Annotated in this window: 18 protein-coding genes; 2 read left to right on the plus strand and 16 right to left on the minus strand. The window is 50.2% G+C overall.

Annotated features, from left to right (window positions below; translation table 11 throughout):
• Positions 1-231: 231 nt before the first annotated feature.
• The 3 genes from AC0LWF_RS05810 to trmL form a co-directional block, all read right to left on the minus strand.
• Entirely contained in the window at positions 232-1,422 is a 1,191-nt protein-coding gene (locus tag AC0LWF_RS05810; protein WP_474650617.1) for an aminotransferase-like domain-containing protein, read from the minus strand.
• A gap of 454 nt (positions 1,423-1,876) precedes the next feature.
• Positions 1,877-2,128 carry an AbrB/MazE/SpoVT family DNA-binding domain-containing protein gene (locus tag AC0LWF_RS05815; protein WP_474650618.1) on the minus strand — a complete coding sequence of 84 codons (252 nt, stop codon included), beginning with the start codon at positions 2,126-2,128 and terminating at the stop codon, positions 1,877-1,879.
• A gap of 163 nt (positions 2,129-2,291) precedes the next feature.
• Entirely contained in the window at positions 2,292-2,756 is a 465-nt protein-coding gene (gene trmL, locus AC0LWF_RS05820; protein ID WP_474650619.1) for a tRNA (uridine(34)/cytosine(34)/5-carboxymethylaminomethyluridine(34)-2'-O)-methyltransferase TrmL, read from the minus strand.
• A gap of 111 nt (positions 2,757-2,867) precedes the next feature.
• Here trmL and AC0LWF_RS05825 point away from each other — a divergent pair, with 111 nt between their 5' ends.
• Entirely contained in the window at positions 2,868-3,590 is a 723-nt protein-coding gene (locus AC0LWF_RS05825; protein ID WP_474650620.1) for a response regulator transcription factor, read from the plus strand.
• Between the two features lie 285 nt (positions 3,591-3,875).
• Here AC0LWF_RS05825 and serC read toward each other — a convergent pair whose 3' ends face one another.
• The 12 genes from serC to liaF form a co-directional block, all read right to left on the minus strand.
• Complete coding sequence (gene serC, locus AC0LWF_RS05830) at positions 3,876-4,964, minus strand: 3-phosphoserine/phosphohydroxythreonine transaminase (RefSeq protein WP_474650621.1); 1,089 nt, start codon at positions 4,962-4,964, stop codon at positions 3,876-3,878.
• Between the two features lie 187 nt (positions 4,965-5,151).
• Positions 5,152-6,576, minus strand: a complete 1,425-nt coding sequence (gene glnA / locus AC0LWF_RS05835) for a type I glutamate--ammonia ligase (RefSeq protein ID WP_474650622.1) — start codon at positions 6,574-6,576, stop codon at positions 5,152-5,154.
• Positions 6,577-6,852: 276 nt separating this feature from the next.
• On the minus strand, positions 6,853-7,914 hold the full coding sequence (gene aroF / locus AC0LWF_RS05840) for a 3-deoxy-7-phosphoheptulonate synthase (RefSeq protein ID WP_090578551.1): 1,062 nt from the start codon (positions 7,912-7,914) through the stop codon (positions 6,853-6,855).
• A 149-nt stretch (positions 7,915-8,063) separates the two neighbouring features.
• Entirely contained in the window at positions 8,064-8,573 is a 510-nt protein-coding gene (locus AC0LWF_RS05845; RefSeq protein ID WP_474650623.1) for a DUF2062 domain-containing protein, read from the minus strand.
• A 20-nt stretch (positions 8,574-8,593) separates the two neighbouring features.
• Positions 8,594-9,544 carry a 4-hydroxy-3-methylbut-2-enyl diphosphate reductase gene (locus AC0LWF_RS05850; protein ID WP_474650624.1) on the minus strand — a complete coding sequence of 317 codons (951 nt, stop codon included), beginning with the start codon at positions 9,542-9,544 and terminating at the stop codon, positions 8,594-8,596.
• A gap of 61 nt (positions 9,545-9,605) precedes the next feature.
• The gene (locus tag AC0LWF_RS05855) at positions 9,606-11,090 is read right to left on the minus strand and encodes a sensor histidine kinase (RefSeq protein ID WP_474650625.1); all 1,485 of its coding nucleotides are present in this window, start codon (positions 11,088-11,090) and stop codon (positions 9,606-9,608) included.
• Positions 11,091-11,098: 8 nt separating this feature from the next.
• Positions 11,099-11,791 (minus strand): response regulator transcription factor, encoded by a 693-nt coding sequence (locus tag AC0LWF_RS05860; protein WP_474650626.1) that lies wholly within the window; start codon positions 11,789-11,791, stop codon positions 11,099-11,101.
• Positions 11,792-11,962: 171 nt separating this feature from the next.
• Positions 11,963-13,579: a S1C family serine protease gene (locus AC0LWF_RS05865; protein WP_474650627.1), complete on the minus strand. Its 1,617-nt coding sequence runs from the start codon at positions 13,577-13,579 to the stop codon at positions 11,963-11,965.
• 195 nt (positions 13,580-13,774) lie between these two features.
• A complete protein-coding gene (locus AC0LWF_RS05870) occupies positions 13,775-14,188 on the minus strand; it encodes a YugN family protein (protein ID WP_474650628.1) in 414 nt (137 codons plus the stop codon).
• Between the two features lie 56 nt (positions 14,189-14,244).
• A complete protein-coding gene (locus AC0LWF_RS05875; RefSeq protein WP_474650629.1) occupies positions 14,245-14,910 on the minus strand; it encodes a response regulator transcription factor in 666 nt (221 codons plus the stop codon).
• Positions 14,907-15,938, minus strand: coding sequence for a sensor histidine kinase (locus tag AC0LWF_RS05880; protein ID WP_474650630.1), 1,032 nt, complete (start codon positions 15,936-15,938; stop codon positions 14,907-14,909). The genes AC0LWF_RS05875 and AC0LWF_RS05880 overlap by 4 nt, the downstream gene beginning before the upstream one ends.
• A 7-nt stretch (positions 15,939-15,945) precedes the next feature.
• On the minus strand, positions 15,946-17,097 hold the full coding sequence (liaF, locus tag AC0LWF_RS05885) for a cell wall-active antibiotics response protein LiaF (RefSeq protein ID WP_474650631.1): 1,152 nt from the start codon (positions 17,095-17,097) through the stop codon (positions 15,946-15,948).
• Between the two features lie 288 nt (positions 17,098-17,385).
• Between liaF and AC0LWF_RS05890 the strand changes: the two genes are divergently transcribed.
• The gene (locus AC0LWF_RS05890) at positions 17,386-18,681 is read left to right on the plus strand and encodes an ammonium transporter (protein ID WP_474650632.1); all 1,296 of its coding nucleotides are present in this window, start codon (positions 17,386-17,388) and stop codon (positions 18,679-18,681) included.
• Between the two features lie 126 nt (positions 18,682-18,807).
• Here AC0LWF_RS05890 and AC0LWF_RS05895 read toward each other — a convergent pair whose 3' ends face one another.
• Positions 18,808-19,185, minus strand: coding sequence for a hypothetical protein (locus tag AC0LWF_RS05895; protein WP_474650633.1), 378 nt, complete (start codon positions 19,183-19,185; stop codon positions 18,808-18,810).
• Between the last annotated feature and the right edge of the window lie 39 nt (positions 19,186-19,224).

Here is a 19,224-nt window from a genome sequence, read left to right on the forward strand (position 1 = left end):
GTGAAACGCAAAAACCTCTAGCGCTGCAAAGCCGCTAGAGGTTTTTTTGTTCTTTTTAAACCGATGAGCATGTCAGTAATAGTGGAGCGGTTGAATGATTCTGGAGAAACGTTAGTGTTCGCCTTTGTATTCGGATTCCAACCATGTTCATATTGTTAAAAGGAATCCGAATACAACAGCGATCGAAAGAACATTCAACAGCGCAGCTATTACCCTCATGCTCTCTCGGATCTAGCAGCGTGCCAAAAACTCATTAAGCGTCTCCGCGAATCGCGTGATTCCCGTCGCCATGCGCTCGCCTGTCGTATACGTGAAGTTCAACCGCGCTTTATTGCGCTGTGGATCCGCCGCGTAGAACGACGCTCCTGGTACGAATGCCACGTTCTTCTTCACCGCAGCACGCAGAAGCGCTTCCGAATCAAGTGCTTCCGGCAGCTCAAGCCACAGGAACATGCCGCCCTTCGGCTCCACCCATTTCACATCGCTCCAGCCCTGCTGCGTGAGCAGGCTCTGCATTTGCTGCAGCCGCTCGCCATAAGCTTTGCTAATGGTACGAATGTGATCGTCCAACGGGAAATGCTGCAGCAGCTGATCCAGCGTCTGCTGGTCCAATGTGCTGGAGTGCAGATCCGCCGCTTGCTTCGCCTTTGCCATATTGCTGATTACTTCCCGATTACCAATCGCCCAGCCGGTACGCAGCGCCGGTGCAACTGTCTTCGAGAACGTGCTTGTATAAATAACATGACCTGCTTTGCCGTCAAGGGAGAACAGGGTCGGATAATTTGCATTCGGATCGAACTTAATTTCGCCGTATGGATCATCCTCAAGAATAGCAACGCCATAGCGATGGCTCAGTTCAAGCAGCCCTTTGCGGCGTTCCAAGCTCCATACGCGTCCTGTTGGATTGCCGAAGGTCGGAACAACATAAACCATCTTAGGCTTATGCAGTTTCATCAGACGCTCAGCTTCTTCGATGATCATACCATCTTTGTCACTCTCGACAGGCACAACAGTAAGTCCGCTAAGGTTAAATACTTGCAGGCTTGCCAGATAGGTCGGGTTCTCGACGAGCACGACATCGCCGGGATTCATAAGAACTCGCGTAACGAGGTCAATCGCTTGCTGCGAGCCAGTCGTAACAATCATTTCGTCAGGCGCAACATGCATATTTTTCTGCGCCATCCGGACGCATAGCTGCTCACGTAGAGGCAGGAAGCCTTCAGTAAGGCCATATTGAAGCGAGTTCTTGCCTGTACGGAACACACGCTCCGCCGCATCCCGAACCGCCTCAAGCGGGAATAGCTCCTCCGCCGGAAGACCGCCGGCGAATGAAATGATTTCTTTACCTTGCGTTAGCTTAAGTATATCGCGAACGGCCGAGGATTGAAGCCGCTGCACATTGTCTGAGAACCGATATTCCACTATCGTCCACTCCCTTTCCTTTATAAAACATTTTACGCTCAAAGCGGGAAGGGGGCAACTCCAAACCACAACAAAGTTCGACAACCTTGCCTATGAAATAGCATACTCCTGTAACAACTTGTTCACAACTTAGATCGTTTTCTTTTTGAACAGCGTTGGTTATAATAATTAGTATGCAACATGCAGTATAGGAGGTAAGAAGAATGACCATTAATTTTCTAATCGTTCTCACCGTTACAGCCTTGTTCCTAATTGCAATGCTCACTGCGTCTTACAACGACGATAAGACTAGCGGCATGTAAGATGGACATCAGCAAGAACGACCGCGCTCTCCTGTGCGATGGCAGCGCAAGTTCTTTGCTTAAAAAAGAAGCTTTCAGCGATTGTTCTTCAACATTCGCCGAAAGCTTCTTTTTGTTTACACTCATTCCATTTCACACAAGAACTGCACTCGTTAACCCCGGCGCAGTCCAGTCATCTCGGTCATGCAAACTGCACACAGATAACGTTCTTTAAATTCGCGCACATCGTCCAGCGTATTGCAGAATACGCAGCGAGGACGGTACCGCTCCAAAATAATTTGATCCCCTTGGACCAGTATCTCTACAGGATCCCCCTCATTCATCGAATATCTTTTGCGCAGCGATTTGGGCAAAACAATTCGACCCAATTGATCCACTTTACGCACAACACCAGCCGGTTTCACAATTCCACATCTCCTGTAAGTTGCATTTTGAAAGCTAACATGTTATGACAATTATCGCTTTCTACAAGGATTCGATAATGAAACTGTAATTCCTTCAACTTTTTAAAATTTCTTAGTATTGTGTAACATTTAATATTTTGAAAGTTAACATTTTTTAAATGTTTTATTCTAAACCGGGAAAATCAAGCTGGCGCAGCGCCTCGAATACGACAATCGCCGCGGAATTTGACAAATTCAGCGATCTTACCTTATCTGTCATCGGCACTCGAATGCATGTATCCAGATGTGCATCAAGAATTTCCTGCGGCAGCCCTTTCGTCTCTTTGCCGAAAACAAAGAAGTCGCCGTCCCGGTAGCTGTGCTTCGTGTACACTTGCGAGCTGCGCGTGCTTGCGCAGAAGAACCGCCCCTCTGGGTACTGGTCTTTCAGCTCTTGGAAAGAGTCATGGTAATGAATCTCGACCGCATACCAGTAATCCAGACCAGCGCGTTTAAGTGTTTTGTCATCCGTATTAAAGCCGAGCGGCTTTACAAGATGGAGAATCGTGCCTGTTGCCGCGCAAGTACGCGCAATATTGCCAGTATTAGCCGGAATTTCCGGTTCGACGAGTACGATATGGAATGCCATTGTTAACCTTCCCCTTCTAGTTTTTACATAGCTTTTACGTTTGGATAATCTCCTGCAAAAAAATGACTGCCATAATACAATTATAATTGCACGAAAAGGAGATCATAAACGATGAAGAAGAAAATATTAATCGTCGATGACGAGCCTTCCATCTCCATGCTGCTTGAATTTAATTTGAAGCTTGCCGGCTACGAGGTGCGCTGCGCTGCTGACGGTGAAGCCGTATTCGACTTCTTAAAGCCGTTTCGTCCCGACCTCATCGTTCTCGATCTCATGCTCCCGAAGATGGACGGCATTCAAGTATGCAGAGAGCTGCGAAAGCAAAATAATGCGGTGCCGATTATTATGTTAACGGCTTTGCAGGATGTCACTGACAAAATCGCCGGACTTGATAATGGCGCCGATGATTATATGACGAAGCCATTCTCGCCCCAAGAGCTGCTATCACGTATTCAAGCGATCTTCCGCCGTACACAGTCTCTGCCAGGCAAGAGTAACGAAGCCGTTCATGAGATCGGTCATTTGACAGTCATCACCGAGCAGCGTGAAGTGCAGGTGAATGGCAAGCAAGTCGAGCTTACGCCGAAGGAGTTCGAACTGCTCCTCTTCCTCTGCCGTCACCGCGGCAAAGTGCTTAGCAGGCAACAGCTGCTTCACGGCGTGTGGGACTATCACTTCCTCGGCGATACGCGTATCGTTGACGTCCACATCAGCCATCTTCGCGACAAAATCGAGAAAAACGCACGTACGCCAGAGTATATTATGACCGTTCGTAACGTCGGCTATAAGCTAGCTGGCCCTGGCAGCAACGCTGCCGATTCATCATTGGCTTAATTCTTTGCTCTTGCCCTTTGCTCTTCGCAACCAGAAGACCGCCGTCCACGAAGGAACGGCGGTCTTCTTTGTTTTTAAAAAATGCAGTGCCGCGGCAGCATAAGTGACCGGAGGTCGGTATGAAGCCGGAAATCGCCTAGGCGAAATGAGCTGCGTGGTCTAACCTATGCAGCTCATTTGCGCCTTTGTAGTTGGATATCAACCTCTAAATGTTTTATACAATCCGGGATATCCAAACTACAACAGCGATTGCAGGCTCATACCGACCGCAGGTCATGCCTTCTATTACCCGTTCCGTTTCTGGAAGTCAGCCATAAACTCAGCCAAAGCTTTGCAGCTCTCCAGCGGCACAGCATTGTACGTCGATGCGCGCAGGCCACCAACACTACGATGTCCCTTCAAGCCGACGAAGCCATGCTGCTCCGATTCCTTCGCGAACAGCTTCTCGAGCTCTTCCGTTCCGAGGCGGAACGTAATGTTCATAAGTGAACGGCTGCCTGCCTCAGCGAAGCCGCGGTAGAAGCCGCCGCTTTGATCGATTGCGTCATAGATCAGCTTCGTCTTATCGCGATTATACTGCTCAACCGCGGCAACGCCGCCTCTTTCTTTTACCCATTTCAGCATCAGACCGACCAAGTATATCGAGAAGGACGGCGGTGTGTTGTAAAGCGAATTGTTCTTCACATGCGTATCGTAACGAAGCATCGTCGGAATCGATTTCGGGCTTTCTGCAACGAGATCCTCACGCACGATCACGATCGTCACACCGGATGGGCCAAGATTCTTCTGTGCACCAGCATAGATCATGCCGAATTTGCTTACATCAACCGGACGGCTCAGAATATCGCTCGACAAGTCGCCGATCAGCGTCACATCGCCCGTTTCCGGATATTTAGCATACTGCGTGCCTTCAATCGTTTCATTCGAAGTGATGTGCAGGTAGGCAGCATTGGCAGGAATCTCGATTTCACTAAGCTCAGGGATGCGGTTGAACTTGTACGCTTCCGAGGATGCCGCAATTGCAGTCTCGCCGAACAGCTTTGCTTCTTTAATCGCCTTATCCGCCCAGCTGCCCGTGTTCACGAATGCCGCTGTTTGGCCTGGCGTGAGCAGATTCATCGGAATCATGGCAAACTGCGTGCTAGCTCCGCCTTGCAGGAAGAGCACCTTGTAATTGTTCGGAATTCCGAACAATTCACGAAGAAGGGATTGAGCACCGTCATTGACCTCTTCAAAGATGCTGCTGCGATGGGACATCTCCATAATTGACATGCCAGCACCGGCATAATCAATGAATTCCTGCTGAGCCTGCTGCAGCACTTCAAGCGGCAGCGCTGCTGGACCAGCATTAAAGTTATAAGCGCGATTCGTCATGTAGCTCACTCCACTCTTCTAATTTGCTTATGTGTATGATAGCAAGTTTAACGGCTTGCATCAAGTCAAAAAGTCGAACATATTCCAACAGTTCTATTAAGAATATTCGGATTTAGCTTCTAATGAAGATATAAAAACGAGCTCTCTGGGTAGAGAGCTCGTTTGAATGAAAATAATAAGTCCGGAATTAGCAGTCGAAGTACAGGCTGAACTCGTGTGGATGAACACGGATCGATACTGCTTTAGCTTCGGAACGTTTCAGTGCAATGAAATTCTCGATGAAGTCTTGCGAGAATACGCCGCCTTCAGTCAAGAACTCGGAATCAGCTTCCAGAGCGTCAAGAGCTTCGTCCAGCGTGCCTGGAACCGAACGGATTTCTTTTTTGTCTTCATCAGACAGATCGTAGATGTTTTTGTCGAATGGACCGTATCCAAGAGCAACTGGATCCAATTGACGCTTGATGCCGTCCAGGCCTGCAAGCAGCATTGCAGCGAATGCAAGGTAAGGGTTAGCTGTGGAGTCCGGTGTACGGAACTCGATACGGCAGCCTTTTGGCGTTACAGCTGCAACCGGAATACGGATTGCTGCAGAACGGTTACCTTTGGAGAACACGAGGTTAACCGGTGCTTCGTAGCCTGGTACCAGACGTTTGAACGAGTTAGTCGATGGGTTCGTGATTGCGATCAGCGCTGGTGCGTGATGCAGAATACCACCGATGTAGTGCAGCGCCAATTGGCTCAGGTTTGCATAAGCGCCTTTCTCGTAGAACAACGGGGAATCACCGTTGAAGATCGAGCTGTGAACGTGCATACCGCTACCATTGTCGCCGAAGAGCGGTTTTGGCATGAACGTTGCCACTTTGCCCCATTGACGAGCAACGTTGTTGATGATGTATTTATATTTCAAAAGATTGTCAGCTGTTTTAGTCAGCGTATCGAAACGGAAGTTGATTTCCGCTTGACCAGCTGTAGCAACTTCATGGTGGTGACGCTCAACGCGAAGGCCTGTTTCTTGCATGATGCGAACCATTTCGCTGCGGATGTCTTGCTGCGCATCGACTGGAGCAACTGGCACGTAGCCGCCTTTAACGCCGATTTTATAACCAAGGTTGCCGCCTTCTTCTTTACGGCCTGTGTTCCAAGCCGCTTCGTCGGAATCAACGGAGTAGTAGGACGTGTTCATTTTGCTTTCGAAACGAACGTCGTCAAAAATGAAGAACTCGGACTCAGGAGCGAAGAATGCTGTTGTGCCGATGCCTGTTGTTTGCAGATATTCTTCTGCTTTTTGAGCGATGCTGCGCGGATCGCGCTCATAACGTTCGCCGTCAGGTGTATGGATGTTGCACATAATGTTCAATGTCGGGTGATCCGTGAACGGATCGATGAAGCTAGCTTCAGTGTCCGGCATCATAACCATGTCGGATTCTTCGATGCCGCGGAAACCAGCGATCGAGGAACCATCGAAAGCTACGCCGTTAACAAACGTCTCGGCATCCACTTCCGTAGCAGGAAGCGTGATGTGGTGCGCGTGGCCAGAAAGATCCACGAAGCGGAAATCGACAAACATGATGTTGTTCTCTTTGATTGTGTTCAATACGTTTTGAACTGACATTTAGGTATTTCCTCCATTTCCGAATTTCCGAACATTTGAGATGTTTAGGACAGTTATTGTTCAACTTCTGATCTGAAACTATGATTGTTATTATAGATACCTGCTCTAATCCCGTCAATAGTCATGTCAGGTATTTCTAAAACCTATTGTTAGATAACTTCACATAATTGAAACATTAACCAAAAACCCGCTATTTACCTACAAAAAACAAGCTGCAGCCCTTCTCAAAGGAGGGCTGCAGCTTATCATCATCGTGAATAAACATTCACGGAAATCTTATATTTTCCACGTATTGAAGAACTCAGCCGGCTCTTTCGGCGTGTCAAAACGCTTTCCTACGAGGTTGCCAAGCTGTTCCAATTGTTTCAGAAGGTTCGCGAATTGGTCAGGGAACAGAGATTGAACTCCATCGCCAGTCATCGAGTTGTCGGGATCGGTGTGCATCTCGATTATGAGGCCGTTCGCTCCTGCTGCCACCGACGCTTTGGCCATTGGCTCCACGAGTTCCCGGCGGCCAGTGCCATGACTCGGATCGGAGATAACCGGCAGATGGCTCAGCCCCTGAAGTACCGGAATCGCTGCCAAATCAAGCGTGTTGCGCGTATATGTTTCAAACGTACGAATTCCACGTTCACAAAGCATAACGTTCGGATTTCCGCCTGCGAGAATGTATTCTGCCGCATTCAGGAATTCATCGTAAGTAGCACTGAAACCACGCTTCAGAAGTACCGGCGTCTGAATCGTGCCCAGCTTGCGAAGCAGGTCAAAGTTCTGCATATTCCGCGTGCCGACCTGCAAAATATCCGCATATTCCGCACAAATATCGACGTATTCCGGCGTCATAACTTCTGTTATCGTCAGCAGGCCATGCTTGCGCCCTGCGTCCGCCATCATCTTCAATCCCTCTACGCCTACCCCTTGGAAGCTGTAAGGCCCGGTACGCGGCTTGAACGCGCCGCCGCGAAGCACTTGACCGCCCGCTGCCTTCACGAGCCTAGCGATCTCATCAATCTGCTCTGGAGTCTCAACGGCACAAGGTCCGCCCATAATAGCGAGGTGCTCGCCGCCGATCTTCACGCCTTTAATTTCAATAACGGTATCATCCGGATGGAAGTCGCGGCTCGCAAGCTTGTAAGACTTTGAAATCTTGATGACGTTCTCGACATCTTTCATTGAACGCAGATGCTCTGCGAGCGATGGCTCCGCTTTGCCGATAATGCCGATGACGGTACGGTCCGTTCCGCGCGATACATGCGCTTGAACGCCGGACTTCTCGATCTGATGTACGATCTCTGCAATTCTCTCTTCTGGCGCATTGTGCTTCGTTATGACGATCATTATAATAACTCCCTTTCGACTGTTATACTTAGACGCGTGTTCGCTTTTAAGCTTTGACGCTTTTATGCTTTTAGGCTTTTAATCACTAAAGCAAATATACAAGAAAAAACCGACCTCGTCAAGGGATCGGTTTCCATGAGCATTCAACTTTATTCCGTCACAGGCTTCACTTCAATAGCACTTCGGCGAAGCTTCCGCTTCTCTTTACGCTTGTTCGCCATATATTGCAGCGTTAGCTTCACAGGGAAGTAGAACAGCGCGCCGAGGATAACTCCATCAATGATACCGCCTACGATCAGCTTCAAATTCATATACAGCAAATGGTCGAGCCAGTGCGGCGCGAACGGCAGAGAAACTTTCATATGCTTAGGCAGCACCCAGCCGCCGACCATACTATTTACGAACGCGATTGGAATAAAGATAATTTTGCCAAAAACAAATCCGATAAGCGCGCCGGCAAGGCTCGCATTAAACATGTAGATGAGCGGAAAAATCAAGAAAAACGCAAGGCCGTAAGTCGGCAGCGTAAACATCTCTACGAAGATACCGATCGCAAATCCAAGAGCAACGATGGATGGGCCGCCAGGCGCCCGCATCAGCTGTGTATACTTTAGTTTCAGCCAACGTTTAATCGAGCGCGGTTTTCGTGCAGTCTTCAATTTAGATGCGCTCCTTTCACTTACAAGGACGATTTCACTCGAACTGTAGGTAGCAATTTATTCAAATTAACCGTACGCTGTGCCTCCCAAGTTTCAGGCTTCGCCTCGTCAAATTGCTCCAGGTAAGCGATAACTTCCTTTGTAAGCGGAGTCGGCGTAGATGCACCTGAGGTGACAGCTACACGTTTCTTGCCTTTCAGCCACTCCAAGTCGATTTCTGAAACATCCGAAACCCGGTAAGCCGGTACGCCAGCTATTTCTTCCGACACTTGCGCGAGCCGGTTGGAGTTGTTGCTTCTCGGATCTCCAACGACAATGGTAAGCTCGGCTTGACCAGCTTGCTCAGCTACAGCTTCCTGCCGCACCTGTGTCGCCAAACATATTTCATTATGAATTTCTGCCGATGGGAATTTTGCTATCAGCTTGCTGATCAAATGTTTAATATCCCATTGGGACATCGTCGTTTGATTCGTAATAATAATGCGTTCAGCGCTAAGCTGAAGCTGGTCGATCTCCTCTGAACGCTCAATCAAATGGACATGCTCCGGCGCAATGCCGATCGCGCCTTCCGGCTCCGGATGGCCTTTCTTCCCGATATAGATCACTTCATAACCTTCCGCTACCTTCTCGCGAATGAGGTCATGCGTCTTCGTTACATCCGGGCAAGTCGCATCGACTAGCGTGAGGCCTTTATCCTTGGCACGCTTTCGCACTTCGGGCGATACGCCATGTGCCGTGAAGATGACGGTGCCGCTTGTAATCTGATCAAGAATTTCAAGCCGGTTCTCGCCGTCCAGCGTAATGACGCCTGCTTCCTTAAACGCTTCCGTTACATGACTATTATGAACGATCATGCCCAAAATATAGATCGGTCGCGGTAATTCTAAATTTTTTGCGGTTTGCAGCGCCAGCACCATTGCATCTACTACGCCATAGCAATAACCGCGCGGAGAGATTTTTACAATTTCCATACCTTGCGTCCCCTGCTTTCTACATGAAACCATACGATTCTAAAGTACTAACCTCAGGCTATTATACTTCATTGATCTTCTCGTGGAAAGCAACTGGGAGCCAGACGATAAACGTAGTCCCTTCTCCCTCGCGTGTCGACACCTCGACGGAACCGCCATGCTCATCAATAATCCACTTGGCAATGGATAACCCGAGCCCCGTACCGCTCGTCTGACCGCGCGATTCGTCCGCACGATAGAATCGTTCAAAGATATGAGGCACTTCTTCACTCGCCATTCCGATGCCAGTATCTTTAATAATGACGCCTGCCTGGTTGCCGGAACGGGCGGCGCGAAGCTCAACATAGCCGCTTGGCGTGTATTTGAACGCATTCTCAACGAAAATAAAGAACAGCTGACGCAAAAAATCCGCGTGTGCATCTACTTCTACGTTTGCAATAGCGCTTAGGTTCCCAATTCTCCATTCAGCATTTCTTGGAAGCAGCTGCGCCTTACGGGCAACATCCTCGACGAGCGGCAGCAGGGGCTGCACGCTCTTCTCCATTTCATAGCCTGCATCTGCGCGGGCAAGCGCTAGCAGATCGTTCACAAGACTCGACATCCGCTTCGCCTCGCCGGCAATGTCGCCCATCGCTTCCCTTGTCAGCATGACACGCTGACGCTCCTTATCGCTCAATTGCGCTTGCGAACTGCCTTCTTGCTCCGTTCCCGCTCCAAGCGCAGGCAGCCACATCCGCTCCAGCAACTCGATGTTGCCGCGGATCGTCGTCAAGGGCGTACGCAGCTCATGCGAAGCATCGGAAACGAACCGGCGCTGCGCCTTGTACGCGTCATCAAGCTCATTATAAGTCGTCTCGATTCTGCCGAGCATGCCGTTCAGCGTATCCGTTAATCGGCCCAGTTCATCTTTCGGACCGGAATGCGGAATCCGCATACTTAGATCAGACCCGTTATCAATCTGATTGCTGGCACGAATAACATTCTCGATTGGGCGCAGCGCTTGGCGCGCCAGAAATAAGCCAATCGTAAAGGCGATAAGCACGACAACGATAAGCGAGAAGATGAGCGTTGTGCGAAGCTCGTTAAGAAACTTATCTTCCCGGCCGGAATACGCCGCAACCTGAAGCATTCCGAACACTTCACCGTTCTGCTTCAACAGATGCTGATAAGTCAGAAACGGATATTGGTCGACCTGCAGCTCCTGAAATCCTTCATCGCTTTCGGTCACTTTCTTCTGTTCCGGGTATGGCAGCAGCATATCGAGGCGGCGCAGATTTTGCGTTGTCTGCACGACGCCTTTCTTATAATTGATCACTTGAATGTAAATCTCGTCATCTGCAAAGATCGAGGACGGCGATACCTTGAAATTGTCGAACATATCCAGCGTAGATGTAATGTTAATGGCATTCACCTGCGTCTCGATCTTCGCCTTCATTTCCTTATACGTGTTGTAGCCTACGAAGAAATAGATCGCTACGCCGAATGCGATGAGCGTAACAGCCAGAATGACCGAGTACCATAATGTAAGCCGCAGCCTGATCGACATAGATGCACTCAGCCTCCTTCGCCCCGCAGCACATACCCTGTTCCGCGAACCGTCTGAATCAGCCTTGAGCCGGTGCCGTCTTCCGTCTTCTGCCGAAGCATCGCAATATAGACTTCCAGCACATTGGATTCTCCGCTGTAGTCAAAGCCCCAGATTTTGTCCATAATCGAATCACGGGTCAGCACGCGGCGCGGGTTCTGCATGAAGAGCTGAAGCAGATCGAATTCCTTAGCTGTCAGTTCAAAGCGACGGCCGCCGCGGATTGCTTCCCGTGAATCGAGATCCAGCTTCAAGTCTTCAAACTGCAGGCGAGACCCGCCATCTTCAAGCTTCTCAGACTTGCGACGCAGCAGAGCGCGGGTACGAGCGAGCAGTTCCTCCAGCGCAAACGGCTTCACCAAGTAATCGTCTGCCCCTAGGTCGAGTCCCCGCACGCGGTCTTGAATTTCATCCTTAGCCGTCAGCATTAAGACCGGCACAGAGCTGCCGCCTTCACGCACCCGCCTTACCACTTCCCAGCCGTCCACCTGTGGCATCATCACGTCTACAATGAGCAAATCCGGGTCGCTTGAGAGCATTTGCTTCAATCCTTCAAGGCCATTGCTTGCTGTTGTCACCTCATAACCTTCAAAGGCAAGGCTTCTGCGCAGAAGCGAAGTAATCTTGTCATCGTCGTCCACTACCAATATATGCTGTCTCATACCGTTCCCCCATCATCAATTAACCAAATATTGTTGATTTTATTATAACGCAACATTTCGCTGCCATGAAACAGCTTGTCCACAAGTCTATCTTCAAGCCTATCGTCCAAAAAAAGCGGCGCAGGCAGTCATTAAGACTGCATGCGCCACATGGAACCCATCTACCTCATATTACTGCTGCTGCTCAAACTCGTTCTTATTGCCGACCTTCACTTTCAGATCCATCTTCTCACCATTGCGGACAATGTTCAGCGTCACCGTATCGTCGACACTCTTCTTCTGAATGGCTGCGATCAGATCTTCACGACTCTTATATTTCGTACCATCAAGACCCATGATGACATCATACTGTCTCAAATCAGCCATATATGCAGGCGATTTGTACAACACGCTCGATACGATGGATCCTTCTTTGCTTGTAAGACCAAGCTCCTTAGCGATATCATCGGTAATTTCCGCGAGGTTCGCGCCGATGAACGGAACAGGTTTTTTCGGAATTTCTTTGTTCGCCTTCAGGTCCTGAAGTACTTCCTGAATGGTGCTTGTCGGAATAGCGAAGCCTATACCTTGCGCCTGTGAGCTTACCGCTGTGTTAATACCGATAACTTCGCCCGCCAAGTTCAGCAATGGACCGCCGGAGTTACCAGGGTTAATGGAAGCGTCTGTTTGCAGCAAGTGCTCATATTGACGTGTGCCTTGCTCATCCGGAATCGTAATTGGACGCTCCTTGGAGCTCAGCACGCCTACAGTAACGGTGTGATCGAAGCCATACGGGTTGCCGATTGCAACGACCCAGTCACCGATATTAATCTTATCCGAGCTGCCGATTGGCAATGTCGGGAAATTCGTTCCTTCCACTTTAAGCACAGCAAGGTCTAGGCTGTAGCTTGTGCCAAGCTTCTTCGCTACGAGCGGCTTGTTGTAGCCTTGAACCGTAACTTGAATTTCATCAGCGTCGCCGACAACGTGCTGGTTCGTTAGGATATAGCCTGATGAGTCGAAGAAGAAGCCAGTACCGATGCCCTCAGGTGTCAGCTCTGTGCTGCCCTGATTCTGATTGCCATTCGATCCGTTGCCTTGATCTTGACCGCCTCCGTTACCGCCGAAGTCATCGCCGAAGAATTGGCTGAAGAAATCCATGCCGCTTCCGCTCTGATTGCTGGCACGCTGCTTCGTGAACGTCTCAATCTTCACGACCGCCGGGCTCGCTTTCTGGAACAACTGTGCGATGTTGTTCGGCCTTACGACGTCTGCCGCAGTAGATACCGAACCGTTGTCACCTGCGTTGCCTACAGCAGTCTTCGCTTGATCAGGTGAAGCTTGCGTTACTGTCCCCTGATCAGATGTGAACCAGTTCTGCTTATCAGAAACAAACATGAGCGATCCGACGACGACGACACCGGCTAAGAATGAAGCGAACATCGCTTTGAAGGTAGAACGGCGTGTTTCTTTCACTTGCCAACCGCTTCTTGAAGCGGATTGCGAAGGGGCGAACTGACGAATCTGCTGCGGCGGCGTTACTTCTACCGAGCTATGCGCGCCGTCCTGCCTACCAGCTGCATAAGGATCAGCTTGCGCTCCACTATGCGGTTCAGCGGCACTATCACCATTTGATTTAAAAGGCCCATACGAATAGTAGTATGATGATTTCTCGGTTTCCGATGAAGATGCGGCTTGAGCCGGCTTCACCTCTTGCTCATTATTCGAATGGTCCTGATCGCGATTCTCTTCGTTGCTGCGGTCTTGAAAGAATTCATCATAACCATTTTTCTTGTTTTGATCGTCCATTTTGTTTCTCCTCCTAAAGCGTATCGCTTAATAGTAAGCTTCCCATGGTTGTGGTGGATGTTATTTGCTGTTCTTCATGTTTCTATCATGCACAATCTACCTTAAATCAAACTTAAAATTGTTATAAAGCAACATAAAAAAACCGGGCTTGGCTAATAAATTTCAGCCTAACCCGATTCCAATTCTCGTATTCTCTTAATGGAGCAGCTTTTCTTCGACCTGATCGAGCACTTTCTTAGCAATGGTCACCCATTTCGACTCGACCTCGGCATCGGGATCAAGCGGCTCCTGGAACTGATCCACCAAGCTTCCTAATGTACGCGGATGTGCTTCTTTATCGAGTCCTTCATTGTAAACATGCTTCAGCACGAAAGGCTTTCCAATTCGGATCTTCGCATCCAAGTCTTGCGTTTCACTGTCGATATTGCCATTAATAACGTCAAAAGGCATCCGCAGCCACACTTTATGCTCATCATCCAGGAAGCGGTCGAAGTAACCGTGGTCATAGTCCCAATTGCCGCCGACTGCAAACTGATGCTCCTCCAGCGTATCTCTAACTTCCGCAAATTCCTTCTCGCTCGATTCCAGCTTTGTATCTAAAGGGATCATGGTAGGGCAACTCCTCTGGTCTTATTTACCGTTAGAATGCCCGCCGCTGCGGTCCATTATCCCGTCTTTACCCAGCCTTTGCGATGGGCGAAGACAGCTAGCTGCGTCCGGTCCTCAAGCTCGCACTTCATCAGCAAGTTGCTGACATGCGTCTTCACCGTCTTGATGCTGATATGCAGCTCTTCGGCGATTTCCTTATTGGACATCCCCTCGGCGATCAAGAGCAGCACTTCCTTCTCACGGTCGGTCAAGCCTTCATCCGCGCCTTGCGTGCTGCGCTGGCGCAAGCCTCGCGTCAGCGCCTGCGAAACATCATGCGTCATCACCGGCATACCTTTCGCAGCGCCGCTCAGCGCATAGATGAGCTCTTCCGCCGAGACAGTCTTCAGAACATAGCTGACCGCGCCAGCTTCTACTGCGGCTACGACCTTCTCATCTTCAAGGAAGCTGGTCAGCATCACGATCTTAAGCGCTGGAAATTCCTTCATTAAATGGCGAGTCGCTTCAACACCATCCAAGACCGGCATCATCAGATCCATCAGAACAAGCTGCGGAGGTCCTCCGTCAATGCCGGAACGCAGCATATCAAGCGCTTCTTGACCGTTAGCCGCTTCCGCTACCACTTCGAATTTAGGCTCTAGCATTAAGTATGTCCGCAAGCCCGCACGCACCATATCATGATCATCGACAATCATTATTTTGTAGCTGCTCGTTTGACTCATTGCGTAAGACCGTCTCCTTTATTTATATAGTTTGGCAGCGTCACGCGCACGCGTGTGCCGCTCCCCGGTTTACTAATGATAGAGGCATCTCCGCCGAGCTTATTCGCCCGCTCCCTCATGGTGGACAATCCATATGAACCCCGCTTCACTTGATCCGCACGGAATCCCGCACCGTCATCCTGCAACGTCATCACAATTTGCCGTTCGGTCTCGGCAACCGTCAACAGCGCGGTCTGTGCCCCGGCATGCTTCACGATGTTCGCCATCGCTTCCTGTACGATCAGGAACAGCTGATGCTCCTTCGCTTCGGACAGCTTCTCCTTGACGCGCCATTCGAGCACGCCTTGCAAGCCGTTCTGGCGGCAGTAATCCGGGAACCACTTATCAAGCGCCTCCTGGAGCGATCTGCCTTCCAGCTCCATCGGCCGCAGCTGTGCAATGAAGCCTCGCATCTGCTTCTGGGCTAGCGACGACATCGAAATCAATTGATTCATCACATCGCTGGCGCGCTCCGCATTCAGCTCGAGCAGCTTCGGCAGCGAGGAAGCTGACATATGAATCGCGAATAGCTGCTGGCTGACCGTATCATGCAGATCGCGAGCCAAACGGCGACGCTCTTCCAGCACTGCCGCTTCATTGGAAGCAGTCTCGCGCATAACCTGCTCCTCGCCAGAGTTCTGAATCCACTGCATCTTCTCATCGAGCGATTCGAGCATATCATTAAATTCGCGGTACGCCGGAGTCAACAGGCCCACCTCTGGCAGCCGCGTGCTGTAGTTGCCATGCGCGGTTTGCTTGAGTCCGAGCACAAGCAGATCGATCTGGCGCTGTATGCGCTGGGCAGCCCAATAGCCGAACACCGCGCTAATAAGCAGGAATACGACGGCTACGCCGATCCACAGCAGCTTGCTGTGCCCTTCGTCCGTCAATTCCGCCCCCAGCTGCCAGGTGAGCACCGAGATCGTAGAGGATGCAAGGAACAGCAGAATCATATCCCACTTGCTGTTCCGGAACAGTCTTACCATCATGCGCGCATCAACCTACTTTCGTGACACGCACATCGCCGATAAAGGTGCTGACGTGCAGCTTTATTTTTTTGTCCGTATCCGGGAAATACGGCGTTTGAATGTCCATGTTCTTGAAGATACCGCCCTCCCGATGCTCCAGTACGGCAACATCGCCGACGAATGCGCTGGAGACAACATGTACGCCGATCTCATAGTCGTTGGGCAAATACACTTTCACATCGCCTATAAAAGAAGAGATATTGACGATTGTCTCGCCAGGCGGAATTTGCGCCTTCGTCAAATCAAGTACCGTGTCGCCGATAAAATGCGAAATGTTCATCGGCTTCAGCTCCCAATAATCCTGACCGAGATAGATATCACCGATAAAGCCCGAACGCGTCTGTACGCCTGGATCGTGATTCCACCATTCTACGCGTTCATTGCGGTGGTGATGCTGGTGGTGATGCCTCATCCGGTGATGCGCATTCTGCTCCATGCGCGCCCGCACCTTCTCGGCGCGTTCATGCCAACGATGGACCTGCTCCTGATGCTTTAGCAGCTTCCGCTGATGCTTATCCATCTTCTCAAAGACGGGACCATAGCCATAAGCAGGCCCAACCGGCGGCTTAACAGCTTCAAATCCCATATTATCCGAAGGCGGCTCACTCGGGCCGAACGGAATGGATGGCGCAGGCGGCACTGGCGGAATGACATCCAAATCCGCTTCTTCAGGATTCATCTGCTTCGTCGGATCCGGATGAAGCGGAGGCGCAGGTGGAATCGTCACTTCAGGCTGGCTGTAATTGTAAGCCTTCCATTCCTCTTCTGGAGCAGCTTGATCAGCGACAATCTTCTTCCTTGGTTTAAAAATCACTCGTAAGCCAATAAGAATAAGGATAAGCGGCCCGCCAAACTGCAATAGGTCATGAACGGACCAAGTGAACCAATCTAAATTACGACCAAGAAACAGGACTCCGACAATGATCAGCACCGCAGAGCCGAGGAACGATGACTTACTGAGTACGTTAAGTACACCAAGTACAAGCAGCAATGCTGGCCAATACGTCGCTGCGACCATACCAATGTCGAAATCAATGACGCCGGCCTGCCTTAGCATGAGCCCTACGCCTACTACTATAATAAAGAGGCCCCAAAATAATCGCGTAATAAAGTTATGCATGCTCAACCACCAGCTCCCAATCGCTTTTGCAAGGTTTGTACTCCAAGTATACCCGAAGGCGATATGGACATAAAAGGGTCTGTCGATTGACCGAGACTACGTCTGCAGACCGAGCACGATAATGCGCTTACATAAATCACTGCAGTGAATCTGGAAATCCATTCTATCTCATGTCAGGTCTCATAACTCTGTTCGTTGACATCATTGACGCGAGCCTTATATAATGGGTTTCGGATTGGATGAAGAGACAAAACCTAACATGACGATCTTAACAGGAGATGAGCAAGTATGGATGTAAACACACTGTCCCAAGGGCTGGATACGATCTGGGTCGTCTTGACGGCTGCGATGATTCTACTCATGGAAGGCGGCTTTGCGCTGCTGGAGGCAGGCTTCGTCAGACAGAAGAACGCAGTAAGTATTATTATGAAAGTGTTTGTTGATATCGCTTTCGGCGCATTAATCTTCTATTTCATCGGCTTTGGCCTTATGTACGGCAAAGATGCCGGCGGGTTAATCGGCACATCCGGTTTCCTATTAAATGGAGATCTCTCCCACATCGTCGTCAATATCTCGCATGATACCTATTGGCTCTTCCAATGCGCCTTCGTTATCGCGGTCATCTCGATCGTGTCTGGCGCGGTGGCAGAACGGATCCATTTCAGAGCATACATTTTATACGCGATTGCAATGACTGGTCTTATCTATCCGGTTGCCGGTCACTGGGTTTGGGGCGTCGGCGGTTGGATTGGCAAGCTCGGCATGATCGACTTCGCCGGCTCCGCAGTCATTCACGCACTCGGCGGCTTTGCTGCATTGGCAGCGGCAATCTTCATCGGCCCGCGCATCGGCAAATTCACACCGGAAGGAAAAAGCAATATCGTACCGCCATCCAACCTACCGCTTGCCTCTGTTGGCGCGTTCATTCTTTGGTTCGGCTGGTTCGGCTTCAACTCCGGCAGCACGCTTAGCGCAACGAACGGCTCTATCGGCCATATCGCTGTAACGACCATGCTCTCTGCGGCTGCAGGCGGCGCAACGTGTATCCTGTTCACGATGTTCCGCTATAAGAAGGCAGATCCGCCGATGGTCATCAACGGCTCGCTCGCTGGCCTCGTCGGCATTACGGCAGGCTGCGCATTCGTCTCCGACGCGGCAGCCATTACAATCGGCATAGTGTGCGGCATCGCGATGGTTCTCGCCACCGAGTTTATGGAGAGCAAAGGAATTGACGATCCTGTCGGCGCATTCGCGGTACACGGCGTGAGCGGCAGCCTTGGGACACTCGCTGTCGGCCTGTTCGCAATGCCAGAGCTGACGAAGAGCGTTGGCCAAGGCCACTACGGCTTGTTCTACGGCGGCGGCCTGCATTTGCTCGGCATACAAGCACTTGGACTTGTTGTCGTCAGCGCATGGGGCTTCACGCTCACATGGGGAGCGCTCTTGTTAATCAAGCGCATCATGCCAGTTCGCGTATCTAAGGACGAGGAGCTCGTTGGTCTCGATGTCGGTATTCATGGCGTTCCAGCTTACAATCAGGATCATGACTTCCTTGATTTGGAGCAGCTGAAGACTGGAAGGTAATCCGTGTTATATAGAAAGAGGCTCCGTCCTCTCTTTGTGTGGAGCAGATTGTGCCCCGCATATAAGAGAGGTCGTTTTTTCATCCAAAAAAAACAAAAAAACCGCCCCACTTCGGACGGTTAAGTATTATTGCAATTCATCATCCATTTCGCTTGTTACTGCGATAATGTCAGATTCGTTATTTGTAGCCAGGATGGCACGCGCTTGTTCGACCTCAGCTCTAAGTGCACGAGCCTTCTCCATCGGACGTTTAACATAGTGGATGTATTCAACAGCCAAGTGATGATCCGGTTTCTTCCCGGAAAGCATACGGCGCAGAGTGGACATAGACAGATAAGCGCGCTCTTCTTGCAGGCGGCGCTTCTCATAGCGCTCCACCATTTGTTCGATCTCAGTAATCTCCTGCTCACGCTTGGCAATGTAGCTGTTCAGGAACGGGATCACTTCAGCTGCTTTACGATGTCTCAAACGTGAGGTCGGTATGTTTGTAATCGGTTCTGTCATGTAAGCTCCCCTACCTTCACCGTGTTATAAATTATCACA

The organism is Paenibacillus sp. sgz302114, from assembly GCF_056120345.1.

Excerpts from the sequence above, each read along its gene's own strand:
- trmL (WP_474650619.1), bottom strand. The coding sequence starts at position 2,756 with ATGGCATTCCATATCGTACTCGTCGAACCGGAAATTCCGGCTAATACT.
- AC0LWF_RS05825 (WP_474650620.1), top strand. The coding sequence starts at position 2,868 with ATGAAGAAGAAAATATTAATCGTCGATGACGAGCCTTCCATCTCCATG.
- serC (WP_474650621.1), bottom strand. The coding sequence starts at position 4,964 with ATGACGAATCGCGCTTATAACTTTAATGCTGGTCCAGCAGCGCTGCCG.
- glnA (WP_474650622.1), bottom strand. The coding sequence starts at position 6,576 with ATGTCAGTTCAAAACGTATTGAACACAATCAAAGAGAACAACATCATG.
- aroF (WP_090578551.1), bottom strand. The coding sequence starts at position 7,914 with ATGATCGTCATAACGAAGCACAATGCGCCAGAAGAGAGAATTGCAGAG.
- AC0LWF_RS05850 (WP_474650624.1), bottom strand. The coding sequence starts at position 9,544 with ATGGAAATTGTAAAAATCTCTCCGCGCGGTTATTGCTATGGCGTAGTA.
- AC0LWF_RS05855 (WP_474650625.1), bottom strand. The coding sequence starts at position 11,090 with ATGTCGATCAGGCTGCGGCTTACATTATGGTACTCGGTCATTCTGGCT.
- AC0LWF_RS05860 (WP_474650626.1), bottom strand. The coding sequence starts at position 11,791 with ATGAGACAGCATATATTGGTAGTGGACGACGATGACAAGATTACTTCG.
- AC0LWF_RS05865 (WP_474650627.1), bottom strand. The coding sequence starts at position 13,579 with ATGGACGATCAAAACAAGAAAAATGGTTATGATGAATTCTTTCAAGAC.
- AC0LWF_RS05870 (WP_474650628.1), bottom strand. The coding sequence starts at position 14,188 with ATGATCCCTTTAGATACAAAGCTGGAATCGAGCGAGAAGGAATTTGCG.
- AC0LWF_RS05875 (WP_474650629.1), bottom strand. The coding sequence starts at position 14,910 with ATGAGTCAAACGAGCAGCTACAAAATAATGATTGTCGATGATCATGAT.
- AC0LWF_RS05880 (WP_474650630.1), bottom strand. The coding sequence starts at position 15,938 with ATGATGGTAAGACTGTTCCGGAACAGCAAGTGGGATATGATTCTGCTG.
- liaF (WP_474650631.1), bottom strand. The coding sequence starts at position 17,097 with ATGCATAACTTTATTACGCGATTATTTTGGGGCCTCTTTATTATAGTA.
- AC0LWF_RS05890 (WP_474650632.1), top strand. The coding sequence starts at position 17,386 with ATGGATGTAAACACACTGTCCCAAGGGCTGGATACGATCTGGGTCGTC.
- AC0LWF_RS05895 (WP_474650633.1), bottom strand. The coding sequence starts at position 19,185 with ATGACAGAACCGATTACAAACATACCGACCTCACGTTTGAGACATCGT.